Origin of the sequence: Pseudomonas sp. VA159-2 (assembly GCF_024126635.1) — a bacterium.
Classification (GTDB): domain Bacteria; phylum Pseudomonadota; class Gammaproteobacteria; order Pseudomonadales; family Pseudomonadaceae; genus Aquipseudomonas; species Aquipseudomonas muyukensis.
Genome location: NZ_JAMYBV010000005.1, coordinates 222,234 through 239,979 on the forward strand (window position 1 = coordinate 222,234; position 17,746 = coordinate 239,979).

At 66.6% G+C, this 17,746-nt stretch carries 16 protein-coding genes and 1 riboswitch; of the genes, 10 read left to right on the forward strand and 6 right to left on the reverse strand.

Annotation, left to right across the window (positions count from 1 at the left end):
* Positions 1–3: 3 nt before the first annotated feature.
* Together NJG22_RS07285 and hldE are read left to right on the forward strand one after the other, a co-directional pair.
* Complete coding sequence (locus tag NJG22_RS07285; RefSeq protein WP_253093408.1) at positions 4–1,404, forward strand: PIG-L family deacetylase; 1,401 nt, start codon at positions 4–6, stop codon at positions 1,402–1,404.
* Positions 1,405–1,467: 63 nt separating this feature from the next.
* Positions 1,468–2,889, forward strand: coding sequence for a bifunctional D-glycero-beta-D-manno-heptose-7-phosphate kinase/D-glycero-beta-D-manno-heptose 1-phosphate adenylyltransferase HldE (gene hldE / locus NJG22_RS07290; RefSeq protein ID WP_253093409.1), 1,422 nt, complete (start codon positions 1,468–1,470; stop codon positions 2,887–2,889).
* Positions 2,890–3,024: 135 nt separating this feature from the next.
* Here the strand turns inward: hldE and NJG22_RS07295 are convergent, their stop codons facing one another.
* The 4 genes from NJG22_RS07295 to NJG22_RS07310 all read right to left on the reverse strand — a co-directional run bounded on the left by NJG22_RS07295 (position 3,025) and on the right by NJG22_RS07310 (position 6,491).
* Positions 3,025–3,978: a metal ABC transporter ATPase gene (locus NJG22_RS07295; protein ID WP_253093410.1), complete on the reverse strand. Its 954-nt coding sequence runs from the start codon at positions 3,976–3,978 to the stop codon at positions 3,025–3,027.
* A gap of 37 nt (positions 3,979–4,015) precedes the next feature.
* A complete protein-coding gene (locus tag NJG22_RS07300; protein WP_253093411.1) occupies positions 4,016–4,828 on the reverse strand; it encodes an aldo/keto reductase in 813 nt (270 codons plus the stop codon).
* Positions 4,825–6,000, reverse strand: a complete 1,176-nt coding sequence (locus tag NJG22_RS07305) for an FAD-dependent oxidoreductase (protein WP_253093412.1) — start codon at positions 5,998–6,000, stop codon at positions 4,825–4,827. Before NJG22_RS07305 ends, NJG22_RS07300 begins: the two co-directional genes overlap by 4 nt.
* A gap of 158 nt (positions 6,001–6,158) precedes the next feature.
* Entirely contained in the window at positions 6,159–6,491 is a 333-nt protein-coding gene (locus NJG22_RS07310; RefSeq protein ID WP_023632892.1) for a multidrug efflux SMR transporter, read from the reverse strand.
* An 89-nt stretch (positions 6,492–6,580) separates the two neighbouring features.
* Between NJG22_RS07310 and NJG22_RS07315 the strand changes: the two genes are divergently transcribed.
* Both NJG22_RS07315 and waaA read left to right on the forward strand, forming a co-directional pair.
* On the forward strand, positions 6,581–7,471 hold the full coding sequence (locus NJG22_RS07315; protein ID WP_217852300.1) for a LysR family transcriptional regulator: 891 nt from the start codon (positions 6,581–6,583) through the stop codon (positions 7,469–7,471).
* 38 nt (positions 7,472–7,509) lie between these two features.
* Positions 7,510–8,781 carry a lipid IV(A) 3-deoxy-D-manno-octulosonic acid transferase gene (gene waaA, locus NJG22_RS07320; protein ID WP_253093413.1) on the forward strand — a complete coding sequence of 424 codons (1,272 nt, stop codon included), beginning with the start codon at positions 7,510–7,512 and terminating at the stop codon, positions 8,779–8,781.
* 157 nt (positions 8,782–8,938) lie between these two features.
* Here waaA and NJG22_RS07325 read toward each other — a convergent pair whose 3' ends face one another.
* On the reverse strand, positions 8,939–10,372 hold the full coding sequence (locus NJG22_RS07325; protein ID WP_253093414.1) for a TolC family outer membrane protein: 1,434 nt from the start codon (positions 10,370–10,372) through the stop codon (positions 8,939–8,941).
* A 160-nt stretch (positions 10,373–10,532) separates the two neighbouring features.
* Positions 10,533–10,639, forward strand: a riboswitch (TPP riboswitch).
* Positions 10,640–10,793: 154 nt separating this feature from the next.
* On the opposite strand from NJG22_RS07325, the gene thiC reads away from it, so the two are divergent.
* Both thiC and cytX read left to right on the forward strand, forming a co-directional pair.
* Positions 10,794–12,674, forward strand: coding sequence for a phosphomethylpyrimidine synthase ThiC (gene thiC, locus NJG22_RS07330; RefSeq protein WP_253093415.1), 1,881 nt, complete (start codon positions 10,794–10,796; stop codon positions 12,672–12,674).
* Between the two features lie 163 nt (positions 12,675–12,837).
* Positions 12,838–14,121: a putative hydroxymethylpyrimidine transporter CytX gene (cytX, locus tag NJG22_RS07335; protein WP_253093416.1), complete on the forward strand. Its 1,284-nt coding sequence runs from the start codon at positions 12,838–12,840 to the stop codon at positions 14,119–14,121.
* Here the strand turns inward: cytX and NJG22_RS07340 are convergent.
* Complete coding sequence (locus tag NJG22_RS07340) at positions 14,090–14,836, reverse strand: RsiV family protein (RefSeq protein WP_253093417.1); 747 nt, start codon at positions 14,834–14,836, stop codon at positions 14,090–14,092. The genes cytX and NJG22_RS07340 overlap by 32 nt on opposite strands.
* Positions 14,837–15,021: 185 nt before the next feature.
* Here NJG22_RS07340 and NJG22_RS07345 point away from each other — a divergent pair, with 185 nt between their 5' ends.
* The 4 genes from NJG22_RS07345 (at position 15,022) to NJG22_RS07360 (ending at position 17,733) form a co-directional block, all read left to right on the forward strand.
* Positions 15,022–15,639 carry an NUDIX domain-containing protein gene (locus NJG22_RS07345; RefSeq protein ID WP_253093418.1) on the forward strand — a complete coding sequence of 206 codons (618 nt, stop codon included), beginning with the start codon at positions 15,022–15,024 and terminating at the stop codon, positions 15,637–15,639.
* Positions 15,630–16,082 (forward strand): DUF1249 domain-containing protein, encoded by a 453-nt coding sequence (locus NJG22_RS07350; RefSeq protein WP_186662787.1) that lies wholly within the window; start codon positions 15,630–15,632, stop codon positions 16,080–16,082. The genes NJG22_RS07345 and NJG22_RS07350 overlap by 10 nt, the downstream gene beginning before the upstream one ends.
* An 85-nt stretch (positions 16,083–16,167) precedes the next feature.
* Positions 16,168–16,971, forward strand: a complete 804-nt coding sequence (gene cpdA, locus NJG22_RS07355; RefSeq protein WP_253093419.1) for a 3',5'-cyclic-AMP phosphodiesterase — start codon at positions 16,168–16,170, stop codon at positions 16,969–16,971.
* A 153-nt stretch (positions 16,972–17,124) separates the two neighbouring features.
* Positions 17,125–17,733 carry a YqiA/YcfP family alpha/beta fold hydrolase gene (locus NJG22_RS07360; protein WP_253093420.1) on the forward strand — a complete coding sequence of 203 codons (609 nt, stop codon included), beginning with the start codon at positions 17,125–17,127 and terminating at the stop codon, positions 17,731–17,733.
* Positions 17,734–17,746: the final 13 nt, after the last annotated feature.

Sequence of the window (17,746 nt, forward strand, 5' to 3'; positions counted from 1 at the left end):
ACCATGAGCGCACGCAAGCAACTGCTGTTGAAAAAACACCGACGCGCCAAGCGCATCGCCCTGCTGGTGGCCCTGTTGGCGTTGCTGGTGGTGGGGGTGACCTTGGCCTGGTGGCTGGTCCTGCTGCTGCTGGGGCTGGGCTGGGTGGCCCATGAGGCATGGTTCGCCGATCACCTGTTCTATCGCGGCAGCGACGACTACCAGTACGCCTTTCCTGACGATGCCGCCAGCCAGGCGGTGAGCATTGTCGGTGGACGGGTGCGCTTGTCCGGCGCCTTGGCCGAGGGCGAAACCCTGGTGCTGGCGCTGCGTGTACGTCATGGCTGGCTGGGGCGCTGGCTGGATCCGTTCGTCGAGGTGGGTGACGACCGCCAGGACTTCGAGCGTGGCGTGAACGGGCTGCGCTACCTGAACCTGTCCGGGCAGCGCGAGCGCCTGGCCAGGGGGGAGCTGGCGTTGCGTGGCCGGCGTTGCCGACTGGCCGGCGAGGGCGAACTGCATGTGATGCGCAGCCCGGACTACAGCCGTCAGCGCACGCTGATCCTGGCGCCCCATGCCGACGATGCCGAGCTGGCTGCGTTTGGCTACTACAGCCGCTGCGCCGACGTGGCCATCGTCACCCTGACCCAGGGCGAGATCGAGGCCGAGGCCTACCAGCGGCTGGGCCTGTCGCAAGCCGCGGCCGCACGGCTCAAGGGCCGCCTGCGCAGTTGGGACAGCCTGGCCGTGCCGTTGTGGGGCGGGGTGCCGGCCAGCCACTGCGTGCAACTGGGCTACTACTGCCTGCAACTGCCGCAGATGGCTGCCCAGCCGGCGCAGGCGTTCGGCTCCCGCGAGTCTGGCGAAAGCGATATCCGCAGCGTGCGCCAGCACAACCCGCTGCTGTTGCCGGGCGACCAGGATGGCGCGCCCACCTGGCACAACCTGGTGGCCGACCTGGTGGCGCTGCTGGAGCACTATCGGCCCGAGGTGGTGATTACCCCGCACCCCGAACTGGACCCCCATGCTGACCATGTCGCCACCACCCAGGCAATTATCCAGGCCATCGCCCTGAGCAGTTGCAAACCGGACACCGCGTTGTTCTATGCCAACCACCTGCATGACAACGACCGCTGGCCGATGGGCCCGGCGGGCATGGGCATCGCTTTGCCGCCGGCGATCGAGGCGTTGCCGGCCGATCGCTTGTGGAGCCCATGGCTTGACCAGGCGCAGCAGGTGGACAAGGCCATGGCCCTGGGCATGCAGCACGACTTGCAGGGACCACTTCCGCTCAAGCGTCGCTTGCGCCGTTGGCTCCAGCATTGGCTGGCCGGGCGTCGCTGGCCGGCCAGTGGCGAGAACGAGTTCTTCCGCAAGGCGGTGCGCCGCCATGAGCTGTTCTGGGTGCGCCGGATCGGCAGTTGAAGTGGTGACATTGGCCCTGTGCTAATATCCCGCCCCTGTTCACTTTTTCAATATGGGTTGCCCATGAAGTTGTCCATGCCGCGTTTCGATCAAGCCCCCGTATTGGTGGTCGGCGATGTCATGCTCGACCGCTACTGGCATGGCGGTACTTCACGTATTTCGCCTGAAGCGCCGGTGCCGGTGGTCAAGGTCGATCAGATCGAGGACCGCCCCGGCGGTGCGGCCAACGTTGCCTTGAACATCGCCGCCCTCGGCGCCCCGGCGGCGCTGGTTGGCGTCACTGGCCAGGACGAGGCGGCCGACAGCCTTGCCAACAGCCTGCAAGCCGCAGGCGTGCGCTCGATCTTCCAGCGCATCGCCCACCAACCGACCATCGTCAAGCTGCGGGTGATGAGCCGTCACCAGCAACTGCTGCGCATCGACTTCGAAGAGCCCTTCGCCACCGACCCACTGTCGCTGGGCGCCGAGGTCGACGGCCTGCTCGAAGGCGTCAAGGTGCTGGTGCTGTCCGACTACGGCAAGGGTGCGCTGAAGAACCACCAGGCGCTGATCCAGGCCGCTCGTGCCAAGGGCATCCCGGTGCTGGCCGACCCCAAGGGCAAGGACTTCTCGATCTACCGCGGCGCCAGCCTGATCACCCCGAACCTCAGCGAGTTCGAGACCATTGTCGGTCGTTGCGCCGATGAGGCCGAGTTGGTCGGCAAAGGCCTGAAGCTGCTCGAGGAGCTGGACCTGGGCGCCTTGCTAGTGACCCGTGGCGAGCACGGCATGACCCTGCTGCGCACCGGCCATCCGGCCCTGCACCTGCCGGCCCGAGCCCGCGAGGTGTTCGATGTCACCGGTGCCGGTGACACCGTGATTTCCACCCTGGCCGCCGCCATCGCCGCCGGCGAGGACCTGCCCCACGCGGTGGCCCTGGCCAACCTGGCCGCCGGCATCGTGGTGGGCAAGCTGGGTACTGCGGCCATCAGCGCGCCCGAGCTGCGCCGGGCGATCCAGCGCGAGGAAGGTTCCGAGCGCGGCGTGCTGGGCCTGGAGCAGTTGTTGCTGGCCATTGACGATGCCCGCGCGCACAACGAGAAGATCGTCTTCACCAACGGCTGTTTCGACATCCTTCATGCTGGCCATGTCACCTATCTGGAACAGGCGCGCGCCCAGGGTGATCGCCTGATCGTCGCGATCAACGACGATGCCTCGGTCAGCCGCCTGAAAGGCCCTGGCCGGCCGATCAACAGCGTCGACCGGCGCATGGCGGTGCTGGCCGGCCTGGGTGCGGTGGACTGGGTGATCAGCTTCCCCGAGGACACCCCGCAGAACCTGTTGCGCCAGGTGAAGCCTGATGTGCTGGTCAAGGGCGGCGACTATGGCATTGACCAGGTGGTCGGCGCCGATATCGTCAAGGCCTATGGCGGCACGGTGAAGGTGCTGGGCTTGGTGGAAAACAGCTCGACCACGGCGATCGTCGAGAAGATCCGCAAGCACTGAGGCGGCTCATCGTGGTGCCTGGCACCGGCTGTGCCGGTGTTCGCCGGCAAGCCGGCTCCTACAGCCCCCATCGCCCGTAGGAGCCAGCCTTGCTGGCGAACCAGGCGCCGCGGTATTGGCCGGCAATGCCGGCGCCTACAGGACGCGGGCGAGCAGTTTCTTGGCCTTGTCACCGAACCGCTCCAGGTGCGACGCCGGTTCGCGCTTGCGCTCCACCAGGCCCTGCAGCTTCAGCCAATCCTTCCAGCGTACCCGCTCATCCCGCACCACCCAGCCATCCTGTGGCGCAAAGCTCTCGGCCAGCCACAGGCCGCGGGTGCTCGCCTGCACCAACTGGTCCTTCTTCAGGGTGTACAGCTCAGCCAGCGGTTGACCATCCTGCAACGGCATCAGGTACAAATCCGGCCGCTTGCGGTTCAGCCGCGCCACCAGTTGATCGCCTTCGAGCCGTTCGTCGACATGGAACAGGCTCAGCCCCTTGGCCTCCCGGGGCACCTGCAGGCGCAGGTCGTAGATCAGTTGCAGCGATGCGGTGGGCAGGTGCACATAGGCCCGTGGCCGTTCCAATAGCATCAGGTTGGCGCAGTGCACCGGACGAGCGGCGCCGGACGCCGGCGTCAGCACGAAGGGCAGGGCTTCGCGGTAGTGCAGCGCGGCAGCGTAGGGCGCCGGCAGCCAGGTGTCGTTGAAGCGCCCGCCCAGCCAGCCCTCCGGGGTTTCCAGCAGGCACTCCTCGGCCACTTCCTGGATGGCGGTGTGCAGCGGCAGGTTCAACTCGTGGGCAGGCACGTAGCCGGAGATCAGCTTGAGCACCACGTCGCCGCGGTCCTGGCGGCGCTGGCGCACCAGCACCCAGTAGTCGCGGCCCTGCCAGTGCAAGGTCAGGCGCACCGACACGCCGAGGTTGGCCAGTTCGACCACGAAGCGCTGCGGGTCGGCCAGCTGGATGGCCTTGCGCCGCTGCAGGGTCTGGGCGAAGTTCAGCGGCATGCCGATGCTCTGGTAGCTCAGGCCCTCGGGGCTGGCCTCGACATGCAGCGGCAGGGTCTTGAAATTGCTCGGATTCTTGCGGATCAGCGTTCGCGGCACGAGGCTCCTCCTTGCATTGAATCCCCGCCCCGGCGGCTCAGTGCCGATCGAGAATGCGGGCGACGGTGGCCACGTTGTGGGCCAGGTGCAGCGGATTGATGGTGCCGACGATGGCACTGCTCACGCCGGGGTGGGCAAACAGCAACTCGAAACTGGCCTGCACCGGGTCGACCCCGGGCGCCAGGCAGATATGCCCGCTGGCGAGCGCCTTCTTCACCAGGATGGCCTTGCCGTGTTCGGCAGCGTAGTCGAGCACCGGGCGCTCTGCCTGCTCGTTGAGGTTGTAGGTGACCATGGCGCAATCACCTTGCTCCAGCGCTTTCAGGCCGCCAGCGACGGTCTTGCCGGACAGCCCATAGCCGAGGATCTTGCCTTCCTGCTTCAGCGCCGCCAGTGTTTCATACACGCCCTGCTGCTCGAGGATGGCCAGGTCGTTGCCGTCGGAGTGCACCAGCACCAGTTCGATACGGTCGGTTTCCAGGCGCTTGAGGCTGCGCTCCACCGATCGGCGGGTATGGGCGGCGCTGAAGTCGAAGTGCGACTGGCCGGCGTCGAACTCCTCGCCGACCTTGCTGACGATCACCCACTGCTCGCGCTGGCCGCGCAGCAATGGGCCGAGGCGCTCTTCACTGCGACCGTAGGCGGGGGCGGTGTCGATCAGGTTGATGCCCAGCTCGCGGGCCTGGGCCAGCAGCAGGCGGGCGGCATCGTCATCGGGAATGGTGAAGCCGTTGGGGTATTTCACCCCCTGGTCGCGGCCCAGCTTGACCGTGCCCAGGCCCAGTGGCGAAACCCGCAGGCCGGTGTTGCCCAGCGGGCGGTGATGATTGTGCAGGGTTGGCAGGCTCATGGCAGCAGTTGCTCCCAGGCCGGCACGCCCAGCGCCGGGCGGGGCAGGTCGGCGAGCTGCGCTTGCGCGGCTGGGCGGATGCCGTCGCGTTCGAAGCTGGCCAGTACGCGGTCGGCGAAGTCCGGCGCCAGGGCCAGCTTGGTCGGCCAGCCCACCAGCAGGCGCTGCTGCTCGGCGAGGAAGGCGTTGTCCGGGCGCGCCAGGCCCGATTGCGCAGGCTCGGCGCGGTCGATACGCAGGGTTGCCCAGCGCATCTGGCTTTGATCGACCCAAGGCATCAGGCTGGCGACTTCCTTTTGCGCCGCGGCGATCTGCGCGGCAGGCTCGCGGGCCACGCCATCGGCCTCGGCCAAGTCGCCACCGAGGTACCACACCCACTGGCCGTCGGCGGCCGGGTGGGTGGTCACGGTGATGCGCGGCTTGGGCCCGCCCCCCAGGCAATGGGCGTACAGCGGCTTGAGGTTCGGGCCCTTGGCCAGGACCATGTGCAGTGGCCGGCGCTGCATGGCTGGCTGGCTGAGGCCGAGGGCGCGCAGCAGCGCTTCGGTGCCGCCACCGGCGCTGAGGACGATGCGCTGCGCGCGGATCTGGCGGCCATCGACGATCAGCCCGACCAGCTCATCGCCTTCGCGCAGCGGCTCGATGCGCTCGCCGGCCAGCAGGCTGTCGCCGGCCAGTTGGGCCAGGTTGGCCAGCAGGCTGGGGACGTCGATGACCAACTCGGCCAGGCGGTAGACCTTGCCCTTGAACGCGCGGTCCTGCAGGGCCGGCGGCAGTTGCTCGCCCTTGACCTGGTCGACCCGGCCGCGCACGGCCTTGCTGGCGAAGAAACTGGTGAGGTTGCCGGCCAGGGTGCCGGGCGACCACAGGTAGTGGGCCTCGGACAACAGGCGGGTGTGGGTGAGGTCCAGCTCGCCGTTGCCGGCCAGGGCCTCGCGCCAGCGCCGCGGCATGTCGGCGATGGCCTCGGAGGCGCCGGTCAGGGCGCCGTGCAGGGCGTACTTGGTGCCGCCATGGATGATGCCCTGGGACTTGATGGTCTGTTCGCCGCCAAGGCTGGCGCGCTCCACCAGCACCGTCGAGTAGCCCTGGCCGCGCAGGCGGGCGTTGAGCCAGAGGCCTGCGACCCCGGCGCCGACGATCAGCACGTCAGTGGAAATGGCAGATGGCATGCGGGCACCTCGAAAGCTGGGACAGGTGCGCAGTATACCGCGTCGTGCCGGCATGGGCTTGGCGATCCTGGGGCGCTGCGCAGCCCTTTCGCGACACAAGGCCGCTCCTACAGGGACGGCCAAGGCCTCAGATCGGCCGCAAAATCCTCAGGGGAGCATCAGTGCCCGGCAGTATTGGAAAACACCTGGATCACCACCACGCCGCCAACGATCATGGCCATGCCCAGCATCGCCGGCACATCCAGCTTCTGCCCGTAGATCACCAGCGCCGCCACGCTGATCAGCACGATCCCCAGGCCCGACCAGATGGCATAGGCGATGCCCACCGGGATGCTGCGCACCACCAGGGTCAGCATCCAGAACGCCACGCCATAGCCGCATACCATCAGCAGCAGTGGCAAGGGTGTGCTCAAGCCCTTGACCGCCTTCATGGACGCCGTGGCGATGACTTCGGCACAGATGGCGATGGCGAGATAGGTATAGGCGTTCATGGTGCGGGTCCTCCGTTGCTGGTCGGGCATTCTAGGGGATCCCTGGATGCGGTAAAGTCATTTCCTATCTGTAATGGAGATAGGTGGCCATGGCCGAGCAGTGGAATCTGGAGCAGCTTCGTCTATTCGTGCGCACCGCCGAGCTGCGTTCGTTCTCGGCCGTGGCCCGCGAACAGCGCAAGGCGCAGTCGGCGGTGAGCAATGCCATCGCGCTGCTCGAGGCCGACCTGGGCGTGACCCTGTTCGAGCGCAGCAGCGGCCGCCAGCCGCGCTTGACCGAGCGCGGTGGTGCGCTGCTCGAGGATGCCCGCGAACTGCTGCGCCAGTGCGAGCGCCTGGACGGTCGCGCGCTGGCGTTGATGCGGGGCCAGGAGGCCCTGCTGCGGGTGGCCCAGGATGAAGCCATGCCTTACCAGCCGGTGATCGACAGCCTCGACGAACTCGCCGCGCGTTATCCATACCTGGAAGTGCAACTGGCCAGCGGCGCCCAGGGCGATGTGGCGCGCAAGCTGGTGGAGCGGCGCGCCGACCTGGGCTTGTTCTTTCACCACGAGCGCATTCCGGCTTCGCTGGAGCGGCGCGCCCTGGGCAGCGTGGAAATGGTCACGGTCTGTGCCATCGACCATCCCCTGGCGCACCTGGCCAAGGTCACTCGCCAGCAACTGGCTCGCCATAGGCAACTGTTGATCACCCCGCAGCAGAGCGGCTACCCCGGCGGCGAGGCGATCAGCCCGCAGGTCTGGCGCTGCGACAGTTTCTACGCCATGGCCGAGCTGCTCATGCGGGGCCTGGGCTGGGCCTGGTTGCCGCGGCATGTGGTGCAGTACCCCACCTACCAGACCCAGATGGTCGAGCTCGACAGCGAGTGGCGCCCGCCGGCGTTGGTGGCGGAACTGGCCTGGCGCCGAGACGAACCCCTGGGCCCGGCGGCGCAGTGGCTGGCCGAGCGCTTCGCCATGCACCTGCGCGCGATCGGCTGACAGGCCTTTTCATCCAGTTCCTAGTAAACTTCGCCGCCATGAACAGAACCCTCTATACCTTGCTGTTTCACCTGGGCCTGCCGCTGGTCGCGCTGCGCCTGTTCCTGCGCGGGCGCAAGGCGCCGGCGTACCGCCAGCGCATCGGCGAGCGCTTCGCCTGCCAGCTGCCGGCCATGCGCCAGGGCGGCATTTGGGTGCATGCGGTGTCGGTGGGCGAGAGCATCGCCGCCGCACCGATGGTCCGCGCCTTGCTCAAGCAGTACCCGGACCTGTCGATCACCCTGACCTGCATGACCCCGACCGGCTCCGAGCGCATTCGCGCGATGTTCGAGGGCGAGCCACGGGTGCAGCACTGCTACCTGCCCTATGACCTGCCTTGGGCGGCCGGGCGCTTCCTCGACCATGTGCGTCCACGGCTGGGCATCATCATGGAAACCGAACTGTGGCCCAACCATATCCACCAATGCGCCAAGCGCGGCATTCCAGTGGCCTTGGCCAATGCCCGCTTGTCCGAGCGCTCGGCCCGTGGCTACGCCCGCTTCGCCGGCCTGACCCGGCCGATGCTCGAGCAGATGAGCCTGATCGCCGTGCAGACGGCCACCGAGGCCGAGCGTTTCCGCGCACTGGGTGCGCGCAATGAGTGTGTGCAGGTGACCGGCTCGATCAAGTTCGACCTGAAGATCGACGACCAGCTGCTGCCCCGCGCCCAGGCGCTGCGTGCGCAGTGGGGGGCAACGCAGCGGCCGGTGTGGATCGCTGCCAGTACCCATGAAGGCGAAGATGCACTGATGCTCGAGGCCCACCGTGAGCTGCTCAAGGTGCACAGCGACGCGTTGTTGATCCTGGTGCCGCGCCACCCCGAGCGGTTCAATGCCGTGCAGGCGTTGTGCGCCGGGCAGTTCGCCACGGTTCGCCGCTCCGGCGCTGCGGCGGTCGAGGCCAGCACCCAGGTGTTGCTCGGCGACACCATGGGCGAACTGCTGTTTCTCTATGCCCTGGCCGATATCGCCTTCGTCGGCGGCAGCCTGGTGCCCACCGGCGGGCACAATCCGCTGGAGCCGGCGGCGTTGGCGCTGCCGGTGATCATGGGGCCGCATGTGTTCAACTTCCTCGAAATCAGCGCGATGCTGCGCCAGGCGGGGGCGTTGCAGCAGGTTGACGATGCCGAAGGGCTGGCCGGCGCGGTGCGCCGGTTGATCGAGCTGCCGCAGGATGCGCGGCGCGTGGGCGAGGCGGGCAGGGCGGTGATGCAGGCCAACCAGGGGGCGTTGCAGCGGTTGCTGGATGGCTTGGCTGCGTTGATCCGCTGATCCGTGAAAGGCAGCGACCCCTGTAGGAGCGGCCTTGTGTCGCGAAAGGGCCGCGAAGCGGCCCCGGCGATCTATACGGCGCAGCTGAAACCTGGGGCCGCTGCGCGCCCCATCGCGACACAAGGCCGCTCCTACACCGCCTGCGTACGCCCTTGGCTCAAGGCCGGCGCTCGAAGTTCTTCGCCGCCGCCGCCGCCAGGTCCGGTGGCAGGAAATCCTTGTCCGGGTTGTAGTCGGCCTTCAGGTACCGGCCCAGGTCCTGCAGGTCCTGCGGGCTCAGGGTGCCGGCGGCCTGCTTGAGGCGCAGGTTGTCGAGGATGTAGTCGTAGCGGCTGTTGTTGTAGTCGCGCACCGAGGTGTACAGCTGGCGCTGCGCATCCAGCACGTCGACAATGTTGCGGGTGCCGACCTGGTAGCCGATCTCGGTGGCCTCCAGCGCGCTCTGGTTGGAGATGATCGACTGCTTGCGCGCCTGCACCTGTTCGACATCGGTGTTCACCGCGCGGTGCAGGTTGCGCGTGTTCTCCACCACCTGGCGGCGCAGGCTCTCGCGTTGCTGCTCGCTCTGGGTCAGCCGCGAGTAAGCCTCGCGCACCTGGGAGCTGGTCAGGCCGCCGCTGTAGATCGGGATATTCAGTTGCAGGCCGACGCTGGTCTGCTCGACGTCACCGCCATAGCGCACGCCGTTCTGCGAGGGGTTGGTGAAGCCCAGGTTGTCGTTGTCGCCTTTCTGGTACTTGGCCACTGCGTCCAGGGTCGGTGCGTGGCCGGCCTTGCGCTGGCGCACCGTCTCTTCGGCCGCGGCCACGGCGTGGTTGGTGGCCAGCAGGTTGAGGTTCTGCCGCCCGGCGGTCTCGACCCAGGCTTTGGCGTCGTTGGGGATCGGCACCTGCACCGGCAGGCTGTGGACCACCCCCTGGATCGCCGAGTACTGGCGGTTGGTCAGGGTGATCAAGGCTTCGAAGGCATCCTGCACCTGGCGCTCGGCAATGATCCGGTTGGCCCGGGCGGTGTCGTAGCTGGCTTGCGATTGCAGCACGTCGGTCTTGTCCGAGAGGCCGACGTCGAAGCGCTCGTTGGACTGGTCCAGCTGGCGTTTGAAGGCGGCTTCCTCGGCCTTGGTCGAGGCCAGGTTGTCCTGGGCGCGCAGCACCGCGAAGTAGTTCTCGGCGGTTTGCAGGATCAGGTTCTGTTCGGTGGCCGACAGTTCCAGCGCGGCCTGCTCGTTGACCGCTTCGGCCGCCTGCAGCTGGAACCAGCGGTCGGCGCGGAAGATCGGTTGGGCCAGGGTGGCGCTCCAGGCATTGCCGCTGCGGTTGGAGGTGATCGAAGGTTCGTCGAGCTTGGTGCGGGTGTTCATCATCTCGGCGCCGGCCGAGAGGTTGGGCAGCAGGCCAGCACGGGCCTGGGGCACCACTTCGCGGCGAGCACCGTAGTCGGCGCGGGCGGCCGCCAGGTCGGCGTTGTTGTCGACCGCTTCCTGGTAGACGCTGACCAGGTCGGTTTTCACCGTCGTGGGCGTGTCCACCGCCCACGCCACTCCGTTGGACGCACAAGACACGGCAATCGCCAGTGAGAGTTTGCGCAGCATAGGGCAATCCTTGATCAAGATTTATTTACTGTACTGTCGGGTATCGAGCGATGGGCCAGTGTAGTGCCGCGCGCTTTCGCCAACAATCCGCTGCTTGCGCCATTTATCGCGCCTGGATATACCCGCTTGGCTTTGCCGACCACTCCAGTCTAGACTGCGCATGTTCTTGTCGGGGTGCCTTGAAGCAAAGGCTGAGATCGCAGAGGTGCGGATCCCGTTGAACCTGATCAGGTTAGCGCCTGCGTAGGGAACAAGATTGCTCTCAGTCCCGGGAGCCTCTTGTGCCAGGTCCGGGATCGCCACAGCTGCTTGCAGCCCACGGCACCCCACATCCGGCACTGCACTCGTCACCCCGAGTGCGTCCACGCCTTTCAGGTTCACCCCGACATTCCACCGCTGGAAGCTGTCTGGAGAGCCTGTGATGAGCAAACAAGAAAAATCGATCCACCTCAGCGAGTCGGCGCAAGTCGATCAGCAGTCCGTGCAACCCTTGCCCAATTCGCGCAAGGTCTATGTCCAGGGTTCGCGCCCCGACATCCGCGTGCCCATGCGCGAGATCAGCCTGCACGACACCCCGACCGATTTCGGTGGCGAGCAGAACGCCCCAGTGCTGGTGTACGACACCTCGGGTCCCTACACCGACCCCGAGGTCATCATCGACGTGCGCAAGGGCCTGGGCGATGTGCGTTCGGCATGGATCGACGCCCGGGGCGACACCGAGCGCCTCGAGGGCCTGAGCTCGCACTTCGGCCAGCAACGCCTGACCGACGCCGAGCTGACCAAGCTGCGCTTCGCCCACGTGCGCAACCCGCGTCGGGCCAAGGCCGGCGCCAACGTCACGCAGATGCACTACGCCCGTCAGGGCATCATCACCGCCGAGATGGAATACGTCGCCATCCGCGAGAACATGAAGCTGCAGGAGGCCCGCGCCGCCGGCCTGCTCAGCCAGCAGCACGCCGGCCACAGCTTCGGCGCGAGCATCCCGAAAGAGATCACCCCCGAGTTCGTCCGCGAAGAGATCGCCCGAGGCCGCGCGATCATTCCGGCCAACATCAACCACACCGAGCTTGAGCCGATGATCATCGGCCGCAACTTCCTGGTGAAGATCAACGGCAACATCGGCAACAGCGCCCTGGGTTCCTCGATCGAGGAAGAAGTGGCCAAGCTGACCTGGGGCATCCGCTGGGGCTCGGACACGGTCATGGACCTGTCCACCGGCAAGCACATCCACGAGACCCGCGAGTGGATCATCCGCAACTCGCCGGTGCCGATCGGCACCGTGCCGATCTACCAGGCCCTGGAAAAGGTCAATGGCGTCGCCGAGGACCTGACCTGGGAGCTGTTCCGCGACACCCTGATCGAACAGGCCGAGCAGGGCGTGGACTACTTCACCATCCACGCAGGCGTGCTGCTGCGCTATGTGCCGCTGACCGCCAAGCGGGTCACCGGCATCGTCAGCCGTGGCGGCTCGATCATGGCCAAGTGGTGCCTGGCGCACCACAAGGAAAACTTCCTGTACACGCACTTCGACGAGATCTGCGAAATCATGAAGGCCTACGACGTCAGCTTCTCGCTGGGCGACGGCCTGCGTCCCGGCTCGATCGCCGATGCCAACGACGCGGCGCAGTTCGGTGAGCTGGAGACCCTCGGCGAACTGACCAAGATCGCCTGGAAGCACGATGTGCAGTGCATGATCGAAGGCCCCGGCCACGTACCGATGCAACTGATCAAGGAAAACATGGACAAGCAGCTGGAGTGCTGCGACGAGGCGCCGTTCTACACCCTCGGCCCGCTGACCACCGACATCGCGCCGGGCTACGACCACATCACCTCCGGCATCGGCGCGGCGATGATCGGCTGGTTCGGTTGCGCCATGCTCTGCTACGTGACGCCCAAGGAGCACCTGGGGCTGCCGAACAAGGATGACGTCAAGACCGGCATCATCACCTACAAGATCGCCGCGCATGCCGCCGACCTTGCCAAGGGCCATCCGGGCGCGCAGATTCGCGACAACGCCTTGTCCAAGGCACGCTTCGAGTTCCGCTGGGAAGACCAGTTCAACCTGGGCCTGGACCCGGACACCGCGCGCGCCTTCCATGACGAGACCCTGCCCAAGGAATCGGCCAAGGTCGCGCACTTCTGCTCGATGTGCGGGCCGAAGTTCTGCTCGATGAAGATCACCCAGGAAGTACGTGAATACGCCGCCAAGATCGAAACCGTGGACGTCACGGTCGAGCAGGGCATGCGCGAGCAGGCCGAGCGGTTCCGCCAGGAAGGCAGCCAGCTGTACCAGAAGGTTTAAGTAGACCTTGGGGGCCGCTTTGCGGCCCTTTCGCGACACAAGGCCGCTCCTACAGGTCCTCTGTATGGCTCAAGCCATGCGCGGAACCTGTGGGAGCGGCCTTGCGTCGCGAAACGAGGACGCAGTCCTCGCCAGCCACAACCCCATACTTCGGCGAGCCCCCATGACAACCTCCAGCCACTTCTCCCCCGACCACCCGGTCCCCAGCCACCATCGCCAGTTCGGCGCCCGCGACCTGTTCTCGCTGTGGTTCTCCCTCGGTATCGGCCTGATGGTCCTGCAGGTCGGTGGCCTGCTGGCGCCGGGGCTGGGCCTGGCAGGAGCGATCCTGGCAGTCACCCTTGGCAGCGCGGTGGGCGTCTTGCTGCTGGCCGCGGCTGGGGTGATCGGCAGTGACACCGGCCTGTCGGCGATGGGCAGCCTGCGCCTGACCCTGGGCCGTCACGGCGCGCGCCTGCCGGCGCTGCTCAACCTACTGCAACTGGTCGGCTGGGGCTCGTTCGAGATCATCGTCATGCGCGACGCCGCCAGCCTGCTCGGCGCGCGCGCCTTTGGCGACGCCAGCGACTGGAGCAGCCCGCTGCTGTGGACCCTGTGTTTCGGCGCCCTGGCCACCCTGCTGGCGGTCAGCGGGCCGTTGGCATTCGTGCGCAAGGTGCTGCGCAAGTGGGGGATCTGGCTGCTGCTCGGCGCTTGCCTGTGGCTGACCTGGAACCTGTTCGCCAAGGCCGACCTGGCCGCGCTGTGGCGCCGCCCGGGCGATGGCTCGCTGTCCCTGGCGCTGGGTTTCGACATCGTGATTGCCATGCCGCTGTCATGGTTGCCGCTGATCGCCGACTACTCGCGCTTTGGCCAGCGTGCCAGCCGGGTGTTCGGCGGCACGGCGCTGGGTTTTTTCCTCGGCAACACCTGGCTGATGAGCCTGGGCGTGGCCTACACCCTGGCGTTCGCGCCGAGCGGTGACGTGAATGCGCTGCTGCTGGCGCTGGCCGGCGCCGGGCTGGGTATCCCGCTGTTGCTGATCTTGCTCGACGAGTCGGAGAACGCCTTTGCCGATATTCATTCGGCAGCTGTGTCCAGTGGCCTGTTGGTGCGGCTCAAGGTCGAGCACCTGGCCTTGGCCATTGGTGTGCTGTGTACGCTGATCGCCCTGCTGGCACCGCTGGCGCAGTACCAGAATTTCCTGCTGCTGATCGGCTCGGTATTCGCCCCGCTGTTCGGCGTGGTGCTGGTGGACCACTTCGTGGTGCGCCGCAGGCGCTTGCCGACCGTGGTTCAGGGGCTGCACTGGCAGGCATTGCTGGCCTGGGCGGCGGGGGTGGCGGCTTATCACTTGATGGCGACCCAGGCGCCGGAGCTGGGGGCGACCCTGCCGGCACTGCTGCTGGCAGGGGGGCTATACCGGTTGCTGGCGCTCAGCCGCGGCCAGGAAACAGCTCGGGCTTGAGCACGCCGTTGAGGCGTGGGTAGGGGATCTTCAGCTCGACGTGGCCCATGGCATAGGGCGCGATGGCATAGACCTCGTACTTGATCACCACCGCGCCGTAGGTCAGGGCGATGTGCGGCGATTGCTTGAACGGCCAGGTCTTGACGAACTCGGGGTCCTTGTCCATGCCGGTGCTGATCAGCCAGGCGCGGTGGGACTCCTCGGCGGTCTTCCAGAAGGTCGCGGCCTGGCCGGGCAGCAGCATGTCGTCCAGGGTCAGCACCTTGTCCAGCTTGCGCGAGTAGTTGATGAAGCCGCGCCCCGGCATGCCGTGGGCGCCGCCGCTGTCGAGGTAGCTGGATAGCTCGACGATCACCAGCCCGTCATGCTGTTCGCGTACCTTGGCCTGCAGGTAGCTGCTGTTGCGCTTGTCGGCGCGGGCCAGGTAAGCCTGTTCATAGGCTTGCAGCGAGGCCGGCGGGGTGCCGCGCTGGTTGTCCTCGGTCAGTTGCAGCAGGCGTTTCTCGACGATGGCGTCGAGTTTCGGCAGGGCCGGGAAGTGCACGGTGTCGATGTTCACCAGCGGGCAGTCGCTTTCGCTGCAGCCGGGTTTCACGTGCTCCCAGGCCTCGCGCTTGACCTCGAGCGGAGCCCGGTAGTTGGGCGTGAACAGGCTCTGGCAGGCGCCGAGCGCCAGTGCCAGAACGGCCACGGAAGTCAGTTTGACTAGCCTCATGTTGATCCTTGCGGGGCAGTGATGATCGGCCTTGGACCGCCTGCGCGGCCTTCGGTTCGCCACTAAGCTAACAGAGAGCGCCGCGCCTGTCCCGGCCGCCCGAACGGTCGACGGAAAGGGATGAAACCGGGCGGTTCGCAGAGTAGGATTGCGCGATGCGGTAAACGAGGTATCAAGGAGTTGGCATGACGGACACGTTGAATTCAGTACCGACGCAGGTCGAGATCGCGCGGCGGGAGCAGTTGTTCAAGGGCTTCTACAAGCTCGACAAGCTGCACCTGCGCCACGAATTGTTCGCCGGCGGCATGAGCCGCGAATTCACTCGCGAGCTGTTCGTGCGCCATGACGCGGTGTGCGTGCTGCCCTACGACCCGCAGCGCGACGAAGTGGTGCTGATCGAGCAGTTCCGTGTAGGGGCCGTGGGCAAGATCGACAATCCGTGGCTGATCGAGATGGTCGCCGGCCTGATCGACAAGGACGAGCAGCCCGAAGAAGTCGCCCATCGCGAAGCCGAGGAAGAAGCCGGCCTGAGCTTTTCGGGGCTGTGGCCAATGACCAAGTACTTCCCCTCACCGGGCGGCAGCGACGAGTACGTCCACCTGTTCCTGGGCCGCTGCGTCAGCCTGGGCGCCGGTGGCCTGCATGGCCTGGAAGAAGAGAGCGAGGACATTCGCGTGCGCGTATGGTCGTTCGAGGATGCCCTGCAGGCCGTGCGCGATGGGCGCATCTGCAACGCCGCGGCGATCATCGGCCTGCAATGGCTGGCGCTCAACCGTGATGAAGTCCGAGGTATGTGGAAGTGAACCTGCTGCGCGAGCGCTATCGGGTCGACCTGGTCGGGCTGCAATCGGCCTGCGAGGCCAACTATGCCCGGCTCATGCGCTTGCTGCCGGACATGCGCACCACCCAGAGTTCGCGCCGCATCGGCATGACCCAGGGCGACCAGATGCTCGGCGTGCTGGTGCTCGAGGTGCTCCTGGCCTGCCCTTACACCACCACCCTCAAGGTGCGCCAGGAGCACAGCTTGCCCTGGCTGCCGGTGCCTGAGCTGGAAGTGCAGGTGTATCACGACGCGCGCATGGCCGAGGTGGTCAGCGCCGAGCACACCCGCCGCCTGCGCAGCATCTACCCGTATCCGAACACGGCGATGCACCAGCCGGACGAGAAGGCCCAGCTCAACCTGTTCCTGGGTGAATGGCTGAGCCACTGCCTGGCCTGCGGCCACGAGCTCGAAGCGGTGCGCTGAAATGTGACCTGTGTCGGTTTCGTGTGTTTGCGCCAAACCGATCCGCCGCCATAATCGCTGCTGAATCCGTTCGAGGAGCCGGCCGTTGCCGCAGCCACCCCATTTCCCGTCACCCGTCCATGTGGTGCAACTGACCGATGCCCATCTGTTCGCCGACCCGGCGGGCACCTTGTTGGGCCTCAATACCCGCGCCAGCCTCGGGCACGTGGTCGGCCAGGTTCGCCGCGAACAACCGCGCATCGACCTGCTGCTGTGCACGGGCGATCTTTCCCAGGATGCCAGCGGCGAATCCTACGCAGCCTTTCGCGAACTGACGTCGACGCTCGGTGCGCCAGCACGTTGGCTGCCGGGTAACCATGACGAGGCGCGGGTCATGGCCGAGGTGGCGCCGGAACTGGTGCAGTCAGTGACCGATATCGGTGCCTGGCGCATCGTCATGCTCGACTCGGCAGTGATCGGTGCCACCTTCGGCCTGTTGGCCGATGACCAGTTGGCCGTGCTGGACCAGGCGCTGAGCGGTGCGGGCGAGCGCCATTGCCTGGTGTGCTGCCATCACCAGCCGGTGGATATCGGCTGCGCCTGGATCGCGCCGATCGGGCTGCATAATGCCGATGAGCTGCTGCGGCGTCTGCGCAGTTATCCACAGGTGAAGGCGCTGCTGTGGGGGCATATTCACCAGGAGTGGGACGAGGTGCGTGACGGTATCCGTTTTCTCGCCACGCCTTCGACCTGCATCCAGTTCGCGCCGCGAAGCGAGGACTTCAAGGTGAGCGAAGAGCAGCCGGGCTACCGCTGGCTGCGGCTGCATGCCGACGGGCGGTTGGAGACCGGAGTGGAGCGGGCGCGGGACTTCGTGGTGAAGCTGGATTTCGACAGCCCGGGCTACTGAGTCGGGGGACCGCTTTGCGGTCCTTTCGCGACACAAGGCCGCTCCCACAGAGATCGTGCCCCGGCTGCTTGAAGAATTTGTTGCGAAAATCCCCAGGCTGCGCCAATGACCATCGAACACGCTACACTGCGCGTCTTTGCGTCCGGGGGCAGCATGTCGGGTTCCATCCTCTATATCCATGGCTTCAACAGCTCGCCGCTGTCGACCAAGGCCCGTCAGCTCGAGACGCTGATGCAGCAGCTCGGCCTGGCCGCTCAACTGCGCGTCCCGGCGCTGCACCACCACCCGCGCCAGGCTATCGCCCAGCTGGAGGCAGCCATCGGTGAGCTGGGCGCGCCGCTGCTGGTCGGCAGCTCCCTTGGCGGCTACTATGCCACCCATCTTGCCGAGCGCCACGGGCTCAAGGCTTTGCTGGTCAACCCGGCGGTGGCCCCGCACCGGCTGTTCGACGGCTACCTCGGCACCCAGCGCAACCTTTATACCGACGAGGCCTGGGAGCTGACCCACGACCACGTGGACGCCCTGGCCGAGCTGGAAGTGCCGCCGCCCCAGGATGCCGCACGCTATCAAGTGTGGTTGCAGACCGCCGATGAAACCCTGGACTATCGCCAGGCCGAGCGCTATTACCGTGCCTGCGCCCTGCGTATCCAGGCCGCAGGCGACCACAGCTACCAGGGCTTCGCCAGGCAATTGCCGGCCCTGCTGGCCTTCGCCGGTATTGCCCGCGGGCAGTATGCGGCGCTGGATTTTTCTGTATTTTGACTTTTGCACTCAC